This is a genomic window from Azospirillum lipoferum 4B (assembly GCF_000283655.1).
Lineage (GTDB): Bacteria > Pseudomonadota > Alphaproteobacteria > Azospirillales > Azospirillaceae > Azospirillum > Azospirillum lipoferum_C.
The window spans coordinates 397423-414264 of the sequence record NC_016586.1 but is presented as its reverse complement, the minus strand read 5'-3'; the positions used below and the strand labels follow the sequence as shown (position 1 = coordinate 414264).

Annotated in this window: 18 protein-coding genes; 5 read left to right on the top strand and 13 right to left on the bottom strand. The window is 67.5% G+C overall.

The features are described from left to right. The first annotated feature begins 19 nt into the window (after positions 1 to 19). Positions 20 to 196, top strand: coding sequence for a hypothetical protein (locus AZOLI_RS32660; protein WP_162488306.1), 177 nt, complete (start codon positions 20 to 22; stop codon positions 194 to 196). A 4-nt stretch (positions 197 to 200) separates the two neighbouring features. Here AZOLI_RS32660 and AZOLI_RS20120 read toward each other — a convergent pair whose 3' ends face one another. Continuing rightward, positions 201 to 1175 carry an NAD(P)H-dependent flavin oxidoreductase gene (locus AZOLI_RS20120; protein ID WP_014188977.1) on the bottom strand — a complete coding sequence of 325 codons (975 nt, stop codon included), beginning with the start codon at positions 1173 to 1175 and terminating at the stop codon, positions 201 to 203. 444 nt (positions 1176 to 1619) lie between these two features. Here AZOLI_RS20120 and AZOLI_RS20115 point away from each other — a divergent pair, with 444 nt between their 5' ends. From AZOLI_RS20115 to AZOLI_RS20100, 4 genes are read left to right on the top strand one after another with little or no spacing between them, the layout of a single operon-like run. Further along, entirely contained in the window at positions 1620 to 3839 is a 2220-nt protein-coding gene (locus AZOLI_RS20115; protein ID WP_044552228.1) for an ATP-binding protein, read from the top strand. Between the two features lie 4 nt (positions 3840 to 3843). Further along, complete coding sequence (locus AZOLI_RS20110; protein ID WP_014188975.1) at positions 3844 to 4317, top strand: response regulator; 474 nt, start codon at positions 3844 to 3846, stop codon at positions 4315 to 4317. After that, positions 4317 to 5807: a sensor histidine kinase gene (locus AZOLI_RS20105; RefSeq protein ID WP_014188974.1), complete on the top strand. Its 1491-nt coding sequence runs from the start codon at positions 4317 to 4319 to the stop codon at positions 5805 to 5807. Before AZOLI_RS20110 ends, AZOLI_RS20105 begins: the two co-directional genes overlap by 1 nt. After that, on the top strand, positions 5804 to 6172 hold the full coding sequence (locus AZOLI_RS20100) for a response regulator (protein ID WP_014188973.1): 369 nt from the start codon (positions 5804 to 5806) through the stop codon (positions 6170 to 6172). The genes AZOLI_RS20105 and AZOLI_RS20100 overlap by 4 nt, the downstream gene beginning before the upstream one ends. Before the next feature lie 74 nt (positions 6173 to 6246). Here the strand turns inward: AZOLI_RS20100 and AZOLI_RS20095 are convergent, their stop codons facing one another. From AZOLI_RS20095 to AZOLI_RS20040, 12 genes are all read right to left on the bottom strand, one after another. After that, complete coding sequence (locus AZOLI_RS20095; protein ID WP_014188972.1) at positions 6247 to 6633, bottom strand: PAS domain-containing protein; 387 nt, start codon at positions 6631 to 6633, stop codon at positions 6247 to 6249. 270 nt (positions 6634 to 6903) lie between these two features. Then, positions 6904 to 7434 carry a copper chaperone PCu(A)C gene (locus tag AZOLI_RS20090; RefSeq protein ID WP_014188971.1) on the bottom strand — a complete coding sequence of 177 codons (531 nt, stop codon included), beginning with the start codon at positions 7432 to 7434 and terminating at the stop codon, positions 6904 to 6906. A gap of 107 nt (positions 7435 to 7541) precedes the next feature. Further along, the gene (locus AZOLI_RS20085) at positions 7542 to 7949 is read right to left on the bottom strand and encodes a DUF2946 family protein (protein WP_244442619.1); all 408 of its coding nucleotides are present in this window, start codon (positions 7947 to 7949) and stop codon (positions 7542 to 7544) included. Between the two features lie 242 nt (positions 7950 to 8191). After that, complete coding sequence (locus AZOLI_RS20080; RefSeq protein WP_014188969.1) at positions 8192 to 8878, bottom strand: ABC transporter ATP-binding protein; 687 nt, start codon at positions 8876 to 8878, stop codon at positions 8192 to 8194. Positions 8879 to 8903: 25 nt separating this feature from the next. Then, a complete protein-coding gene (locus AZOLI_RS20075; protein WP_044552562.1) occupies positions 8904 to 9644 on the bottom strand; it encodes an ABC transporter permease in 741 nt (246 codons plus the stop codon). An 18-nt stretch (positions 9645 to 9662) separates the two neighbouring features. After that, the gene (locus AZOLI_RS20070) at positions 9663 to 10658 is read right to left on the bottom strand and encodes an ABC transporter substrate-binding protein (RefSeq protein WP_014188967.1); all 996 of its coding nucleotides are present in this window, start codon (positions 10656 to 10658) and stop codon (positions 9663 to 9665) included. Positions 10659 to 10794: 136 nt separating this feature from the next. Beyond that, a complete protein-coding gene (locus tag AZOLI_RS20065) occupies positions 10795 to 11259 on the bottom strand; it encodes a cache domain-containing protein (RefSeq protein ID WP_014188966.1) in 465 nt (154 codons plus the stop codon). A 67-nt stretch (positions 11260 to 11326) separates the two neighbouring features. Continuing rightward, complete coding sequence (gene pedF, locus AZOLI_RS20060; protein ID WP_014188965.1) at positions 11327 to 11755, bottom strand: cytochrome c-550 PedF; 429 nt, start codon at positions 11753 to 11755, stop codon at positions 11327 to 11329. A 217-nt stretch (positions 11756 to 11972) separates the two neighbouring features. After that, complete coding sequence (locus AZOLI_RS20055; protein WP_014188964.1) at positions 11973 to 13727, bottom strand: methanol/ethanol family PQQ-dependent dehydrogenase; 1755 nt, start codon at positions 13725 to 13727, stop codon at positions 11973 to 11975. A 208-nt stretch (positions 13728 to 13935) separates the two neighbouring features. Further along, a complete protein-coding gene (locus AZOLI_RS20050; RefSeq protein ID WP_014188963.1) occupies positions 13936 to 14886 on the bottom strand; it encodes a quinoprotein relay system zinc metallohydrolase 1 in 951 nt (316 codons plus the stop codon). Further along, on the bottom strand, positions 14883 to 15737 hold the full coding sequence (locus AZOLI_RS20045; RefSeq protein WP_014188962.1) for a quinoprotein dehydrogenase-associated SoxYZ-like carrier: 855 nt from the start codon (positions 15735 to 15737) through the stop codon (positions 14883 to 14885). Before AZOLI_RS20045 ends, AZOLI_RS20050 begins: the two co-directional genes overlap by 4 nt. Positions 15738 to 15799: 62 nt before the next feature. After that, the gene (locus AZOLI_RS20040; RefSeq protein ID WP_014188961.1) at positions 15800 to 16654 is read right to left on the bottom strand and encodes a substrate-binding periplasmic protein; all 855 of its coding nucleotides are present in this window, start codon (positions 16652 to 16654) and stop codon (positions 15800 to 15802) included. Positions 16655 to 16842: the final 188 nt, after the last annotated feature.

Sequence of the window (16842 nt, the reverse complement as noted above, 5' to 3'; positions counted from 1 at the left end):
CAGCACCGGGAACCGAAGCGTGGCTGGTGGGTTGATCCGGGCATGGGCATGGCGTCACCGGACTGCGGAGAGGCCATGCCGTGAGCGAAGCCACACAGGGACCGACACCATGCTCAAGATCCTCGGTTGGGCCATCCTGATCATCTTCATCATCGGCTTGCTGGCCGTCACCGGCATCCTGAAGCTGATCTTCTGACCGCCTACTCCTCGGCCATCGCCAGCGCGCGGCGCAGGTGGGTCCGGCACTCCGCGACCATGCGGCGGATCAATTCGTCGCAGGTCGGAATGTCGTCGATCAGGCCGATGACCATTCCGGCGGACACCACCCCGGCCTGGGCGTCGCCGGATTCCAGGGCGGCCCGGCCGCGCTGGCCGGCCACGAGCGGACGCACCTCCTCGAATACGGTGCCGCCGGGACGGCGTTCCAGCGCCACCACCTCGTCCGACACGGCATTCTTGAAGACGCGGGCGGTGTTGCGCAGGCTGCGCAGGATCAGGTTGGTGTCGCGTTCGCCGGCCGCGACCAGCGCCTGCTTGATGGCATCATGCACCGGCGCCTCCCGCGTGCAGAGGAAGCGTGTGCCCATGTTGACGCCCTGTGCGCCCAGCGCCAGCGCCGCCGCCATGCCACGGCCGTCCGCGATGCCGCCGGAGGCGATGACCGGTATCTTCAGCGCCCGCACCGCCGCCGGGATCAGCACCAGGCCGGGAATGTCGTCCTCGCCCGGATGGCCGGCGCATTCGAAGCCGTCGATGCTGATGATGTCCACCCCCGCCCGTTCGGCGCTCAACGCGTGGCGGACGCTGGTGCATTTGTGCAGGATGCGGATGCCATGCGCCTTCATGCGCTCGACGAAGGCGCGCGGGCTGTTGCCGGCGGTCTCGACGATGGTGATGCCGCTGTCGATGATGACGTCCAGATAGCGCTCGTAAGGCGGCGGCGTCACCGCGGGCAGCATGGTCAGGTTCACGCCGAAGGGCCGGTCGGTCATGCCGCGGCAGCGTTGGATTTCCCGCGCCAGATCCTCCGGCGTCGGCTGGGTCAGCGCCGTCAGGATGCCGAGCCCGCCGGCGTTGGACACCGCTGATGCCAGTTCCGCCAGCCCGACCCACTGCATCCCACCCTGCACAATCGGGTAATCGATGCCCAGCAGGCGCGTCACCTCGGTCTTCATGCCGTCAACTCCTCCCCTGTCGCTGCACTTGCCGCCGTCCCCTGCCCGCCGTCCCCTGCCCGCCGCTTCCGGCCTGCCATGCGGCACAACGGGATTAGGCGTACTTATAAGCTGATCCATAAGACAAAACGGTATATGATCTTGGTTCTATGATTTAAGCGCAAGTCGGACAAAATTTTGGGAAGTGCCTGAAAACTTGCCCTATGATAATGAAAGTATAGTGTCTAATGAATATCCTGCCTTGCCGGTCGCCGCAACGCGACGCGTCGGACAGGAGCCGGATTCTGCATCGTGGACTGTTCGGACTGCCGTCGAACTCTCGGCGGAAATCCGGCAAACTCTGGTGGCGAGGGCCTGATTCGAGCGGGCCTGCCGGATTGTGACCGAGACGAGCGAAGGAAGATCGTGACGCCTGCAACCGGACCGGAACCGCGGCCCCAGACCATGGCGGGCAGCCTTGACCTCGACGCCTGTGCGCGCGAACCGATTCACATTCCCGGCAGCATCCAACCCCACGGCCATCTCCTGGCGCTGGAACCCGACGGCCTGCGGCTGGTCCGGGCGAGCGCGGAAGCCGGCGCGGTGCTCAACCGCCCCCTCGACGCGGCCTTCGGCCAGCCGATCGACCGGCTGATCGACGCCGACGGCATGGCATCGCTCGTCCGCCGGCTGCACACCGCCCCTGCCGAACCGGTACAGCTCGACATCCTCCACCTGCGCGGCGGCAGCGACCATCAGGCCATCGCCCACCGGTCCGGCGGGCTGGTGATCCTGGAGCTGGAAGACCTCGCCGCCACCGGCGTCGGCACGCTGGAGGCGCTCTACCCACAGATGCGCGAAGGCATCCGGCGGATGCAGGCGTCCCATGATTTCGAGACGCTGCTGGCCTGCACGGCGGAGGAGGTGCGGTCGCTGACCGGTTTCGACCGCGTCCTGATCTATCGCTTCGACGACCAGTGGAACGGCACCGTCATCGCCGAGGACGGCAACGGCCGCCTGCCCTCCTACCGCGGCCTGCGCTTTCCCGCTTCGGACATTCCGGAGCAGGCGCGGCGCCTCTACGCGCTGAACCGCCTGCGGCTGATCGCCGATGCCCGCTATCGGCCGGTCCCCATCCTGTCGGCAGAGGGGGCGGCGGAGCCGCTCGACCTCAGCTTTTCCGTACTTCGCAGCGTGTCGCCCGTGCATCTGGAATACATGCGCAACATGGGCACGCCGGCCTCGATGTCGATCTCCGTCATGGATGGCGAGAGGCTGTGGGGCCTGATCTCGTGCCATCATGCCGAACCGCGGCAGGTGTCCTTCGCCGTCCGCACCGCCTGCGACCTGCTGGGACAGGTGCTGTCCAGCCAGATGATCGCGCTGGAGCGGGCGGAGGATGCCGATCACCGCATCCGTTCCAAGAGCATCCAGGCCCGGCTGCTCGCCCATATGGCCGCGGCGGAACGCTTCGTCGACGGGCTGGCGGAGGATGGCGGGGATCTGCTGTCGCTGGTGAATGCCGACGGCGCCGCCATCCTGTTCGACGGCGATTGCCGCCTGATTGGCCATACCCCGCCGCAGGCGGTGGTGGAGGCCATCGGCGCGGAGCTGGCCAGTCAGGGCATCAAGGATCTGTTCGCCAGCCACCAGCTGCCGGCGGAGATGCAGGCCGCCACCGGGATGGAGGCCAGCGCCAGCGGGCTGCTGGCGATCTCCATCTCGCAGTTGCATCCCAGCTACCTCCTGTGGTTCCGGCCGGAGATCGTGCGCTCCATCGAATGGGCCGGCGATCCCACGAAGCCCGTCGACGACAGCGGCAGGCTGTCGCCGCGCAACTCCTTCGAGATTTGGAAGGAGACGGTGCGCGGCCAGGCCCTTCCCTGGCGCCATGGCGAGATCGAAGCCGCCGGAGACTTCCGCAACGCCATCGTCAGCATCGTGCTGCGCAAGGCCGAGGAGATGGCCGCGCTGAACGAGGAGCTTCGCCGCAGCAACGGCGAGCTCGCCGCCTTCTCCTACTCCGTCTCGCACGATCTGCGGGCCCCCTTCCGCCATGTCTCCAGCTATGCCGAGCTTCTGCGCTCCCGCGCCGCCGACAAGCTGAACGACCGGGAACGCCATTATCTGGACAGCATCATCGAGGCGGCGAGTTCGGCCGGCAGGCTGGTCGACGGGCTTCTGCACTTCTCCCAGCTCGGTCGCGCAACGCTGGCGCGGGTGGAGGTCGATGTCGGCCGGCTGGTGGAGGAGGTCCGCAACCTGCTGGAGCCCGACCTGAGGGGGCGCAACGTCCAGTGGACGGTGCATCCGCTGCCCACCGTCACCGGCGATCCGACCATGCTGCGGCTGGTGGTGCAGAACCTGCTGTCCAACGCCATCAAATATTCCCGCGACCGCGCCGAACCGGAAATCGAGGTCGGCTGCCGCAGCACGGCCGAGACGCATGAGTTCTATGTACGCGATAATGGCCGTGGATTCGATATGGCCTATGCCGGTAAACTCTTCGGCGTATTCCAGCGCCTGCACCGCGAGGAGGAGTTCGAAGGCATCGGCATCGGCCTCGCCAATGTCCGCCGCATCGTGGAGCGCCACGGTGGCCGGGTGTGGGCGGAAAGCAGGCTCGACCACGGTGCGACCTTCCATTTCTCCCTGCCGCGGTCCGCAACCGCCGAATCGAGGTAGCCCAATGGCCACGCTGAAACCGATCCTGCTGGTCGAGGACAACCCGAAGGACCTGGAGCTGACGCTGGAGGCTTTCGCCGAGGCGCAGCTCGCCAACGACATCGTCGTCGCCCGCGACGGGGCGGAAGCGCTGTCCTATCTGTTCCACGCCGATGGTCAGGCGGTGTCCAAGCCGACCGATCCGAAATATCCGGCCGTCATCATCCTCGACATCAAGCTGCCGAAGGTGGACGGGATCGAGGTGCTGCAGCGGATCAAGGCCAATGACAGCACCCGCGCCATCCCCGTGGTCATGCTGACCTCCTCCAAGGAGGAGCAGGATCTTGTCCGCAGCTACCGGCTGGGGGTGAACGCCTTCGTCGTCAAGCCGGTCGGCTTCAAGGAGTTCTTCGACGCCATCCGCGATATCGGCAGCTTCTGGGCGATCCTGAACGAACCGCCGCCCGGCTGCCATCCCCGACGTCCGCGCGGCACCTGATGACCAGGCTGCTCGACCCGCCCGCGGGGACCCACATACCGGACGGCACGCCCGCCGATCCGAGGCAGCCGGTTCCCTGCCGCGTCCTGCTGCTGGAGGACAACGGCATGGACGCCGATCTGGTGCGCGAGCACCTGCTGATGATCGACGACCATGATTTCGACATCCAGCGGATCGATACCCGGCAATCCTTCATCGATGAGGTCACGAATGGCGGCCCGTACGACCTGATCCTGTCGGACTTCGACCTGCCCGATTTCGACGGCATGTCGGCACTGGCAATCGCCCGCGAACGGCTGCCGCGGGTGCCCTTCATCTTCGTGTCCGGCATGCTCGGCGAAGAGAACGCCATCGAGGCGCTGAAGAAGGGCGCCACCGACTATGTGGTCAAGCTGCGGATGGAGCGCCTGCAGGTCGTGGTCCGCCGCGCCCTGGTGGAGGCGCGCGACCGCAACGAGCTGGCCGACAAGCGCCAGGCCCTGGCGGAGAGCGAGGCGCGGCTGCGCTTCGCGCTGGAGGCCGGGCGGCTCGGCTCGTGGGAATTGACGCTGGCGGACAACCGGCTGCGCGTGTCGTCGATCTGCGCCGCCAATCTCGGCCTGTCCGACCCGGAGGAACTCGCCAGCTATGACCGGCTGCTGACACATGTCCATCCCGAGGACCGCGAGTATCAGCAGGCGATGGTCCGGCAGGCGGTGACCAGCGGCTCCCCGCTGGACATGGAATACCGCACCGTCTGGCCCGACGGCAGCGTCCATTGGGTGCAGGTGCGCGGCCGCGCCGTTTACGACCGGGATGGCATGCCGACCGGGCTGGCCGGCGTCTCGCTGAACATCACCGACCGCAAGAAGGCGGAGGAGCGGCAGCTTCTGCTGCTGGAAGAGCTGAACCACCGGGTCAAGAACACCCTGGCGATGGTGCAGTCCATCGCCAAGCAGACCTTGCGCGCCGCCCCGTCGCTGGAAGCGTTTCCGGATGCCTTCCAATCCCGTCTGCGCGCGCTGGCCCAGGCCCATGACCTGCTGACCCGCCGCCAGTGGCAGGGCGCCTCGCTGAGCGAGATCGCCGCCTTGACGCTGGAACCCCATGTCCATGCCGGCCGCGTCAAGGTCGGCGGACCGCCGGTCAGCCTGACGACCGGGGTCGCGGTGTCCCTTCACCTCGCCTTCCACGAGCTTGCCACCAACGCCGCCAAATATGGCGCCCTGTCCGCGGAAAACGGGCGGGTGGAGCTGGATTGGGAGATCGCGAAGCCGGACCAGCCGCCGGTGAGCACCGGCAAGGACGGTCACGCCGGCGCGCTGGTGCTGCGCTGGCGCGAGTGCGGCGGGCCGCCGGTGGTGGCGCCGACCCGCCGCGGCTTCGGGTCGCGCCTGATCGAACGCGGCCTTGCGCATGAGTTGGAAGGCGATGTTGCCCTTGCTTTCGACCCCGCAGGCGTGCGATGCCGGCTGGTGATCCCCCTGTCGTCGCGAGTGAGCCCGCAGTGACCGACGCGAACATCTCCGACCTGACCGTTCTGATCGTCGAGGACGAACCGCTGATCGCCATGAGCCTGGAGGATGCCCTGCTCGACCGGGGGGTGACCTGCCTCGGCCCGGCGGGCTCGGTGGCGGTGGCTCTGGAGATGATCGAGGCGGGCGGCTTCGACATCGCCCTGCTCGACGTCAATCTGCGCGGCGAGCGGGTGGATGCGGTGGCCGACCGTCTGGCCGCTATCGGCATCCCCTTCATCTTCACCACCGGCCATGGGGCGGACGGTCTGCCCGACGCCCACCGTGCGCGTCCGGTGATCGGCAAGCCCTTCCGCGACCTCGACATCACCGACGCGCTGGCCCGTCATCGTCCGCGCTGACCGGCGCCACACCGGCGCCGTCGGATAGCCAGCCGGATGCGATGCTGCGGACTTCGCTATGCATCAAGGTGCCGTTACTTGTCGAGCGGCTCGGACACCACCAGCCAACGTGTCTCCTGGGCGTGTCGTTCGAAGAAGCGGATGGCCTTTACCGCAAAGGCGCGATAGTTGCCGTCATGCCGCCGGTATCGCAGTTGCAGATCATAAGCCTCGTCGTGGAAAACCGCCCGCAGCCAGGTGTCGGCGGCAAGCAGCTGGTCATCGGGGTGGATCGCAGAAATCCAACCGCTGCCCAGCATCCGGCTGGCGACCGGACCGAAATAGCGGCGCGTTGAGTCGCAGATCGCCAGATTGTCACCGTTCGGACCGCACAAGACCAGCAGAGCACCGTCGGCCAACGTCAAGGATCCGATGAGCTCCCGGAACGCATCGTGCTGAAAATGGTGGGCGAACTCGCTCAATGTCTGGCTCTTGGCATGAACGGTAGAGATGGCATCGAATTCGAAGCACTCTAGCCGACGCTTCCACCAATATCGAGATCGATTCCTTCAAGAATCCGATGATAAATTCCGTTTTTTATGAGGACGATCCCGCTAAAGAAATATCATTATCGCTTGCGGATACTTTTCGTTCTCGATAGGCCGTTGCATCGGCCGTCAACCTGTCGCCCGAATGCCGACAGCCATCGGATGCGGCTGTCGGCATCGCGGCCGATGAGGGGCGGACTTCCTTTACTGCTTGCCGGCTTGCCCGGCGTTGTGGCCTTGCGCGGCCCCGGGCGCCGCACCCATCTGGCCATGGCTGTGGTCGGAGCCGCTCTGGCCGGCAGCCTCGACGGCGAGTTCGACCTCGACGGTACCGGCCTTCTCGAAGCGCAGGGTCAAAGGCACGCGCTCGCCCTTCACCAGCGGCTTCTTGAGGCCGAGCAGCATGACATGCAGCCCGCCCGGCGCCAGCTTCACCGATTCACCGGGCGCGACGGCGATGAAGGGAACCTCCCGCATCTTCATCACGCCATTCTCGTTCAGGTGGGTGTGCAGCTCCGCCTTTTCGGCGGCGGGGGTGGAGGCGGCGACCAGCCGGTCCTCCGCCGTGCCGGTGTTGGTCAGCGACAGATAGGCGCCGCCGTTGGGCGCCGACGGCGCGGTGGCACGGGCCCAGGGATGACCGATGTCGATCGGGCCGGCCTTGTAGCCGTGGGCCAGCGCGGCACCGGCGCCGAACAGAGCAAGAGCGGTGGCGATGCCGAGAATGCGCTTCATTGACTTCTTCTCCTGAAGACAGACAGGGGCATGGCATGCGGCCGGCACGGATCCGGATTGGATCGGGCTCGCGATGCGCAGCGATGATGAATGGATAAAGAGGAAGGTCAGGCGAAAGACGGCGGCCCGCGGGCCTGGAGCGTCGACAGGAACCAGCCCGCGGCGATGCGCTCGCCCGGCAGCAGGCTGGTGTCGCTGGCGGCCACCACCACCGGCCCGACCGTCAGGGGCGGCGGCGGCAAGGCAAGCCCGGCAATCAGCGGGCAGAGTGGGCAATGGCCGCTGCCGAAGGGCGTCGGGTCGGAGGTGCCGCCGGGACTGTCGCCGGCATCCCGGTCCACGCCGATCAAGGCGATGCCGTATTCGGCCGGCCCGTATTCCGCAGGATCGACGTCGATCGTCGTGAAGCCGCCGGCCGAACAGATCAGCAGGGACGTCGTCCCTCCGGTTCCGGCGACGGCGGTCGCAACGGGCATCCAGCTCCAGGCGATGACCTGCAGCAACAGCGCGGCCATCCCGGCCAACAGGCCAAGCCTCCGCACCTGTTGCACTGTCCACCGACCGAACGCCATCCGGCTCCGCCGCCTTTCGACACCGCCGGACCGAACCGGCACCGGAGGCACCATAGCGCACCCGCTCCGACCGGACGAGGGACAAATGTGCCGGCAATCGCTTCCGGCTCCCTCTCCCGGGACGGGAGAGGGCGTTTATCGCCGATGCGACAGCCCTGGGCCAATGCACCGGCGACCGGCAGGTCTCACGCCAGCAGGCGGAAGGCCGGTTCCGGGCGGGACAGCAGGTCGCGGCGCAACGCCTCGATGGTCGCATCGTCGCGGGCGGCGCGGGGGATGGGCACCGGCACCTCGGCCACCACCCGCCCCGGCGACGGCGCCAGCAGCAGCAGCCGGTCGGCGAGCGCCAGCGCCTCGCGCAGATTGTGGGTCACCAGCAGGACGGTGGTCGGCCGCCGGTCCAGCAATTCCGCCAGCAGCGCGCGCAGCCGGAGCGCCGTCGGTTCGTCCAGCGAAACGAAGGGCTCGTCCATCAGCAGCAGGTCCGGTTCCACCACGAAGGCGCGGGCCAGCGCCACCCGCCGCGCCATGCCCAGCGACAGCTGGGTCGGGAAGCGGTCGGCGAAGGGCGTCAGTTCCAGCGCGTCCAGCATGGCGCCGACCGCCGGCCCCTTGCGCTGCGCCCTGGGCAGGACCAGCGCCAGATTCTGCCGCACGGTGCGCCAGGGCAGCAGCCGCGGTTCCTGGAACACATAGCCCATCCGCGCCGGTCCGCCATCGGCGCGCGTGCCGATGCCGACCTCCCCCTCGAAGGCGCGGTCCAGCCCGGCGACGATGCCGAGCGCCGTCGTCTTGCCGCAGCCGCTGGGGCCGACCAGGGCCACGACCTCCCCCGCCGCGGCGGACAGCGACAGGCCGCGCACGGCCTCCACCGCGCCGAAGCGCTTGGAGCGGATGTCAAGCGTCAGCGGGCAAGCGCCGCCAGCGCTGGCTGCGCCGCTCGACCGGTTGGAGGACGCCGTATTCCAAAAGCTGGACCACGGCCACGAACGCGACGGTGTAAGCCAGGATTCCTGCGACATCGAACGTCTGGAAAAGGAGGTTGATCTGGAATCCGACACCGTCGCTGCGGCCCAGAAGTTCGACCACCAGCACGATCTTCCAGATCAGCGCCAGGCCGGACCGCGCGGCAGCGGCGATGGTCGGGGTGAGTTGCGGCAGCAGCACATGACGCAGCCGGTCGGCCGGCGACATGCGATAGACGCGGGCCATGTCGATCAGCCCCTCGTCGATGGCGCGCGCGCCGGCGCGCACCAGGACGACCGTGTTGGGGATCTTGTTGACGGCCACCGCACCGATGGCCGCGGCCTCGGTCAGGCCGAACCAGACATAGGCCAGCACGATCACCACCAGCGCCGGCAAATTCAAAAAGAAGACCAGCCACGCCCCGAACAGCCGGTCGATGAAGAGGGAACGGCCCATCGCCACCCCCAGCCCGGTGCCGATGGACATGGCGAGCGCGAAGGCGCCCAGCACCCGCAGCAGCGTTACGCCGAGATGGTGGAACAGCGCCCCGCTCTCCGCCTCATGCAGCAGGGATTGGGCGACCGGCAGCGGCCCCGGCAGCAGGCGACCGCCGACCAGCATCGCCGCCGCCTGCCAGCAGGCCAGCAGCAGCAGGATCGACAGCAGCGGCATCAGGGCGCGGCGCACCGGCTATGCCCCGCCGGTCCAGAAGGTGCCGGGCGCGATGGTCGCCGCGTCGCCGACGAGATCCCGCCCGCCGAGCCGGGCCAGCAGCGCATAGAGCTGTGCGGCGCCGGCCTGCTCCTCCGCGGTCCAGCGGCGGGGGATGCCCTCGCGGTAGCGGTCGCGCAGGGTGCGGAAGGTGGCGTCGTCCTCCGCCTGCATTAGCGGGGCCAGCCGTTCCCAGGCGGCATCCGATTGCGCCAGCAGCGCTTTCGCCTTGCCGGTGGCCGTCTGGAAGCCGGCGAGCGCGGCCGGGTTGGCGCGCGCCCACTCCTCGCGGAAGACATAGCCGATGGACGGGATGTCGGCCGGCTGGCCCAGTGCGGTGAGCATGTCCGACACCGTGACCAGCACGCGCATGCCCCGCGCCTCCAGCCGGGCGGCGAAGGGCCAATAGGTCAGCACGGCGTCCAGGTCGCCGTCGGCAAGCTTGTTGTTCAGCAGCGGCGGCGCGCCGAAGAAGGGATGGGCGTCGCGGTCGAGCGCAAGGCCGTGCCGGTCGCCGGCCAGCGCCTTCAGCAGGAGCCAGCTCTTGTCCAGCGGGCTGCCGGCGACGCCGATGCGCTTGCCGCGCAGGTCGGCGATTCCGGAGATTTCGGAACCGGCCGGCACCACCAGGGCGCCGACGGCGGTCGAATAGGGGATGAAGGACAGCGCCTCCCCCTTCGTGCGCATCCGCGACACCCACAGCCAATCGGAGACGATGACCTCCACCCCGCCCGCCTGCAGGGCGACCTGCGTGGCCGGATTGCCGGCCAACTCCACCAGCCGCAGGTCGATCCCGGCCTGCTCGTCGAAGCGGTTGGCGCGAACGGTGTCGAGTTCCCAACTGACCGTTCCGAACTTCAGCACCCCGGCGCGGACCACCGGCCGTTCGGCGGCGAAGCCGGGCCGGATCGCGGCCGATATGGCCAGCGCGCCAGCGGCCAGCAGCGTCGCCCGTCTCGTACAGCCTGCCGACATGGTCCGATCCCCGGCGTCTGGTTGAACCCTCAGTCTAGGGGCAATACGGATGGTTCGTATATTCAACGATAGGAGGATAGGGCGGAGTATGCGGAGGTGCCGGTCCCCGACACCCCCCTTCCCGTTCCCCGTACCGTCACTGATCGTAGGTGCCCGCCCCGACGATGTAGTTGCCGTCGCGGGTGACGTAGGAATGCTTGTGCTCGACCTTGTTGCTCTGGCGGTTCAGCCAGACATAGTCGATGACTGCGCTCGGCTTGTCCTTGGTCTCGGTGATCATCGCCTGGACGATGGGCTTGCCTTCGGCGTCCTTCAGATCGGCGGCCTCGGAGCCGGCAAGGCGCGGGTTGGCACCGGAGGCCACGTAACGGCCGTTGGTGTCGAAGACGAAGACATACAGCTCGCCACGGCGGAAACTGCCCTTCGGGTCCTGGAACGCCTTGGTGGCTTCCTCCGGCCCCTTGGCCTTCAGATAGGCGACGGCGTCGGCGACCAGCGACTTGGCCTGTTCGGGGGTGGCGCGGTCGGCGGCGAAGGAAACGGCGGCCGGCGTGGCCAGCAGGGCGGCGGCGACGACCAGGGAAGCGGTTCTGCGGATCATGGATGACCACCTTCAATGGGAAAGAACGGAACTGGCAGGCAGGCGCTTGGCGACCGGCGGCGGCGGGTCACTCCTCGTGCACGGTTTCCAGCCAGGAGCGGATCGACCACAGCGCCTCCTGCCCCAGCGCCTCGCCGAAGGCCGGCATGTAGGTGACGCCGTTGCGGATCGAGCCGTTGATCACGCGCTCCTTGAACCACTCGTCGCCGGCGTCGCCCTTTTCCAGGTAACGCAGGTCGGGGGCGATGCCGCCGGACACCGCACCCAGCCCGTGGCAGCGCGCGCAATTCTGGTTGAAGGCCGAGGAGCCGATCTCGATGGCGCGCTGATTGCTGCGGTAGGGGTTGCTGTCGCGCCACTTGTCGCCCAGCTTCTCCAGCCCGGTGGTATCGACCGCCTGCGGGACGACATCGCCATGGGCGTAGACAATGCCCGGAAGCGCTACGGCACCGACCAGACCAAACACGGCTGCAATCCGAAGAATCCGTGCATTCATGAGTAAGACGTTCCCTCTGTTTCTCGCCGCCCAGCGGCTTCTGCTTCGCATGGCCGGACGTTATCAGCAGTGGGGCAGGCAAATAATTGGACTATGGTAGGACATAACCGGATGGTGTCGATATTCGACTGCCCGATATCTACAGACAGAAGTGAGCGGACCGGATCGCTCCGGTCCACCCCTTTCCTATCGGCCATTCCAGCCGGTCGAGGATCGATCAGGCTTTGGGCAGCTTGAAGACCCAGAGCGAGCCGCCCTGGTTGATGTCCTTCACCAGCTTGGCGACGTCGCCGCCCCACAGCGGCACCGCACCGCCCCAGCCGGAGACGACGGCGACATACTGCTCACCATCCATCTTCCAGGTGACCGGGCTGCCGACCACGCCGGAGCCGGTCTGGAACTTCCAGACCTCCTGGCCGGACTTGGCGTCGAAGGCCTTCAGGAAGCCTTCCGGCGTGCCGGTGAAGACGAGGTTGCCGGCGGTGGTCAGGACGCCGCCCCACAGCGGGGCCGGGTTCTTGTATTCCCAGACGATCTTGCCGGTCTTGGGATCGACCGCGCGCAGCGCGCCGATGTAATCGTCGTACAGCGGCTTGATGGTGAAGCCGGCGCCGAGATAGGCCGCACCCTTCTTGTAGGTGATCGGTTCGTTCCAGATGTCCATGCCCCACTCGTTGGCCGGGACATAGAACAGATCGGTCTGCGGGTTGTAGGCCATCGGCATCCAGTTCTTGGCGCCGAGGAAGGCGGGAGCCGCGAAGACCGACTTGCCCTTGGCGTCGCCGCTGCCCTGGGTCGGGGCGCCCGGACGGTTGTCGTCGATGTAGATCGGACGGCCGGTCTCGATGTCGATGCTCTTGGCCCAGGTGATCTTGGTAACGAAGGGCGTGGCGTTGATCAGTTTGCCGGTGTTGCGGTCGATGACATAGAAGAAGCCGTTGCGGTCGGCCTTACCGCCGGCCTTGATGACCTTGCCGTCCTTCTTCAGGTCGAAGGACACGAACTCGTTCACGCCGTCGAAGTCCCAGCCGTCATGCGGCGTGGTCTGGTAGTGCCACTTGATCTCGCCGTTGTCCGGATTGATGGCGAGCGTGGAGGAGGTGTAGAGGTTGTCGCCGGGGCGCAGGTGCGAATTCCACGGCGCCGGGTTGCCGGTGCCGAAGAACAGGCTCTTGGTCTCCGGATCGTAGGTGCCGCCCAGCCAGGTGGCACCGCCGCCGGTCTTGTACATGTCGCCCGGCCAGCTGGCGTTGGTCTTGCCGGTGACGGTCGACTCCTTGCCGTTCAGCGTGCCCATGTTGCCTTCGATGGTCGGGCGCTGCCAGACCAGCTCGCCCGTCTCGGCATCGCGGGCCTCGACCATGCCGATGACGCCGAACTCGCCGCCGGAGTTGCCGGTGATGATCTTGCCGTCGACGATCATCGGGGCGGCGGTGTTGGAATAGCCTTCCTTGTAGTCCTGCAGCTTCTTGTTCCAGACGACCTTGCCGGTCTGGCGGTTCAGCGCGACGAGGCGGGCGTCCAGCGTGGCGAAATAGATCTTGTCCTTGTAGATCGCCGCGCCGCGGTTCACCACGTCGCAGCAGGGCATGATGCCGTCGGGCAGGCGGTGGTTGTATTCCCACTTCTTCTGGCCGGTGCGGGCGTCGACCGCATAGAGGCGGGAGTAGGAGCCGGTGACGTAGATGGTGCCGTCATAGACGATGGGCTGGGCTTCCTGCCCACGCTGCTTTTCGCCGCCGAAGGAGAAGGACCAGACCGGGACCAGCTTCTTGACGGTGTCGGCGTTCAGGTCGGTCAGCGGGCTGAAGCGCTGGGCCTGCGGACCCATGCCATAGGTCAGGACCGCTTCGGTGTTGGTGGCGCTCTTCAGCAGATCCTCGTTGGACGGGCCTTCAGCGGCGAGAACGCCGGTGGCGCTGAATGCGGCCAGCGAGGCTGCCAGGGCCAGACTTGTAACCAGACGCTTCATGTGCGGTTGCCTCCCAATACTGGTGATGACGGCACCGCCCGGGCAAGGCCCGGCCGTTGCCGCAGGACGGGCGGGTCCGGCGGTTCTGGGCGGGATCGGGGCGGCTATCAGGATGTTGGCGGCCGCAAGGGCCGCGTCGCTTCACGATATCGGCAGTGTAGACGGATGATCGGTCGGGTAAATTGTCGGATAGTAGCAGGCGCAAGCGTCAATTGACTTTGGGAAGGCTCTCCCGCTCGATCTTCGGCCAGAGATGGGCGACGGAGCGGCGATACTCTTCGTGCAGCACGTCGAGAACTGCGAAGCGTTCGGGGATCGGCAGTTCCAGCGCTTCCGCCATGTCCATGCCCGACTCCATCGCATGGCGCAGCGTGCCGTCCAGCCAGGTCAACCAATCGCGGGTCTGGGCGACGCAGGCCTTGTCGGGGCGGATGTTGCCGTGATTGGGCAGCAGCAGCCGGATGTCCAGAGCATCCACCGCGTCGAGCTCCTTCAGCCAGTCGGCGATGGAGGCATGGGGCGTGGTGGGGGTGCGGTTGCAGAAGACGACGCCGCCGGCGAACAGCACGCCCGTCGTCTCGTCCAGGATCATCAGGTCGGCGGCGGTGTGGCCGGCGAGCGGGATCAGCCGCAGCCGGTGGTCGCCGAACTTGACGGTGGAGCCATAGACCGGCTCGGTCGGCACCGTCACCTCGGTCCCGCGCATCCAGTCGCCGACCAGCCGATACATGTTGTCGGCGATGCCGCTCCCCTCCTCCTGGATGCCGGCGATGGTGCCGGGCAGTGCCGCGACCGGCACGTCGGCGAAGGCCTGGGAGCCCAGCCAGTAATCGGGATGCAGATTGCTGACGAAGACCTTGCGGATCGGCTTGTCGGTGACCTTGCGGATGGCGGCGCGCATCTCCTCGCCATAGCGGCGGGACGGTCCGGTCTGGATGACGATCACCCCGTCGGCGGTGACGATGAAGCCGGAATTCAGGATGTTGCCGCCGTTGGCGCGGGTGAAATGCTTGGTCGATCCCTCGAACACATAGGTGTCCGGGGCGATGCGCATCGGCTTCAGGTCGTAGCTCAGCGGGCCGGCGGCCTGGGCAGCGGCCACAAGACCGGCGGCGAAAGCGGCGGCGAGCGCCAGCCGGCGCAGAAGCTTCGTCGTCATTGCCCGACACTCCGCAGCGGGTCGGTCGGGCGCAGCGTCATCGCCGGCCGGGCGCCGGGCGGCGGCATCGGGATGACCGCGTCGATCTCGCCGCCCTGGTTGTCGCGGCCGCGCAGCACCAGCGCCTTGGCATCCGGCGGAGGGCGGACATCCAGCGAGTAGACCGGATTTTCCGACACCGGCTCCAGGCTGTCGATCCGCGCCAGCTCGGACGGGCCGCCGGGGGTCTGTGCCTGGACCGTCAGGGTCTCGACGAAGAAGGCGGGGATGCCGTCGACGAGGCCGGTGTCGTTGGGATGACGGATGCGCAGCCGCAGCCGTGCTACCCCGTCCGCATCCGCCGGCCACAGCCGGGCCTGCACCTCGCCGACATGATCGGCCCAATCCTTCTGCGCATAGGACACCGGCGGGGCGCTGCAGCCGCCACCCGCCGCATCGACCACGACGCCCGACACATGCCAGACGCCGTCGGCGGTCCGCGCCGCGCCGCGCACGGCGGTCGCCTGCTGGATCTTGATGCGGGTGGCGATATAGGGCGCGGCGGTGCCGGGGTGATAGCGCAGGATCAGCGGAAAGGGGTTGAGGTCGGCAATCGCCAGCATCTCCACCACCTGCCCCAGGGCGGTGGCGTCGACAGACAGCGGCACGGCGCGGGTGTCTTCCGCCGAGGTCGGGGCCGTGACTTTCACCTTGTCATCGAACACCACAGTCGCGTCGGCGAAATACTGATCGCGCAGGGCCTCCCACATCACGGAGCCGAGCGGGTCGGACGGAGAAGGCGCGGCGAATGCCGGGGTGGCTGCGATCAGCAGCGCTGCGGTCAGGTGGCTTCCGAGCAAGGCGTGTCGCATGAACGTCTCCCGAACCGGGGGCTGCTCCCTCTCCCCGGGGGGGAGAGGGGATCCTGAGAGCTTCACTCCACCAGTGGCGGGGGGGTGTGGGTGACGCCGTAGCCGGCGAAGATCTTCGCCATCGTCCCGTCCTCGGTCAGGGCGGCCACCGCGTCGCCGACAGCATAGACGAGATCGCGGGAGTTCTCCTTGGTCGCCATACCGACATTCCAGCTCGACGTCATCATCCCCGGCAAGGTCACCGTGGTGATGGGGAACTGCTCCGCCCGCGCCCCCAATGCCGCCTGCACCTGGCTGAGCGGCGCCAGCACCGCGGCGGCCTCGCCGGAGGTCAGCTTCTCGACGGCGGCCTCGGGCGTCGGGCAATGGATGATGTGGCTGCGCAGCCGGCCGCCCTGCAGGCCCAGCAGGAAGAAGTCGGGGATGCTGTCGATCTCCACCGCGATGGGCTCCTCCGGCAGGGTCGCCAGCATGGCAGAGCGCACCCGCTGCGGATTGCGGGCCAGCGCGAACACCTCGTGATGATAGGGGCCGAACAGCACCGCCTCCGGGTTCATCAGGCCGAACTGCTTGTCATAGGGGATGTGCATCATGATGTCGGCCAGTTCGCCGCCGAACAGGCTGCCGCGCCAAACCGCGACGCGCAGGTCGTCGGACACGGTCTCCCCGGCGATCTGCTCCACGATGTCGGCCTTCACGCCCAGCTTTCCCGCGATGGCACGGGCAAGGTCCACGTCGATGCCGACCAGTGTCCCGTCCTGCTGGAAGGAGAAGGGCCGGAAATCGCGGTAGACGGCCACGCGCAGCCGGCCGCGCTCCATCACCTCGTCGAGCGGACGGGCGGAGGCACCGCGCGGAAGCGCCGCCACGGTTGCAGCAAGTCCGGAGAGAAAGCGGCGACGGGTGACGGGCGCCATCGGAGATTCCGGCAGTGGTTTCCTGATCGAACGACAGCCAGGATAGCGATTGGTCAGCAACGCCAATAATTGGACTTTCGTACAAGGCGGGGCGTGGCCCTGATCGCCTGGCGGGCGCCTCCGCCCGCCGGACGGCTGTCCATCCTCCCATAGTCGCATTCCGGAGACCGGATTCGCCGGATAGGCTG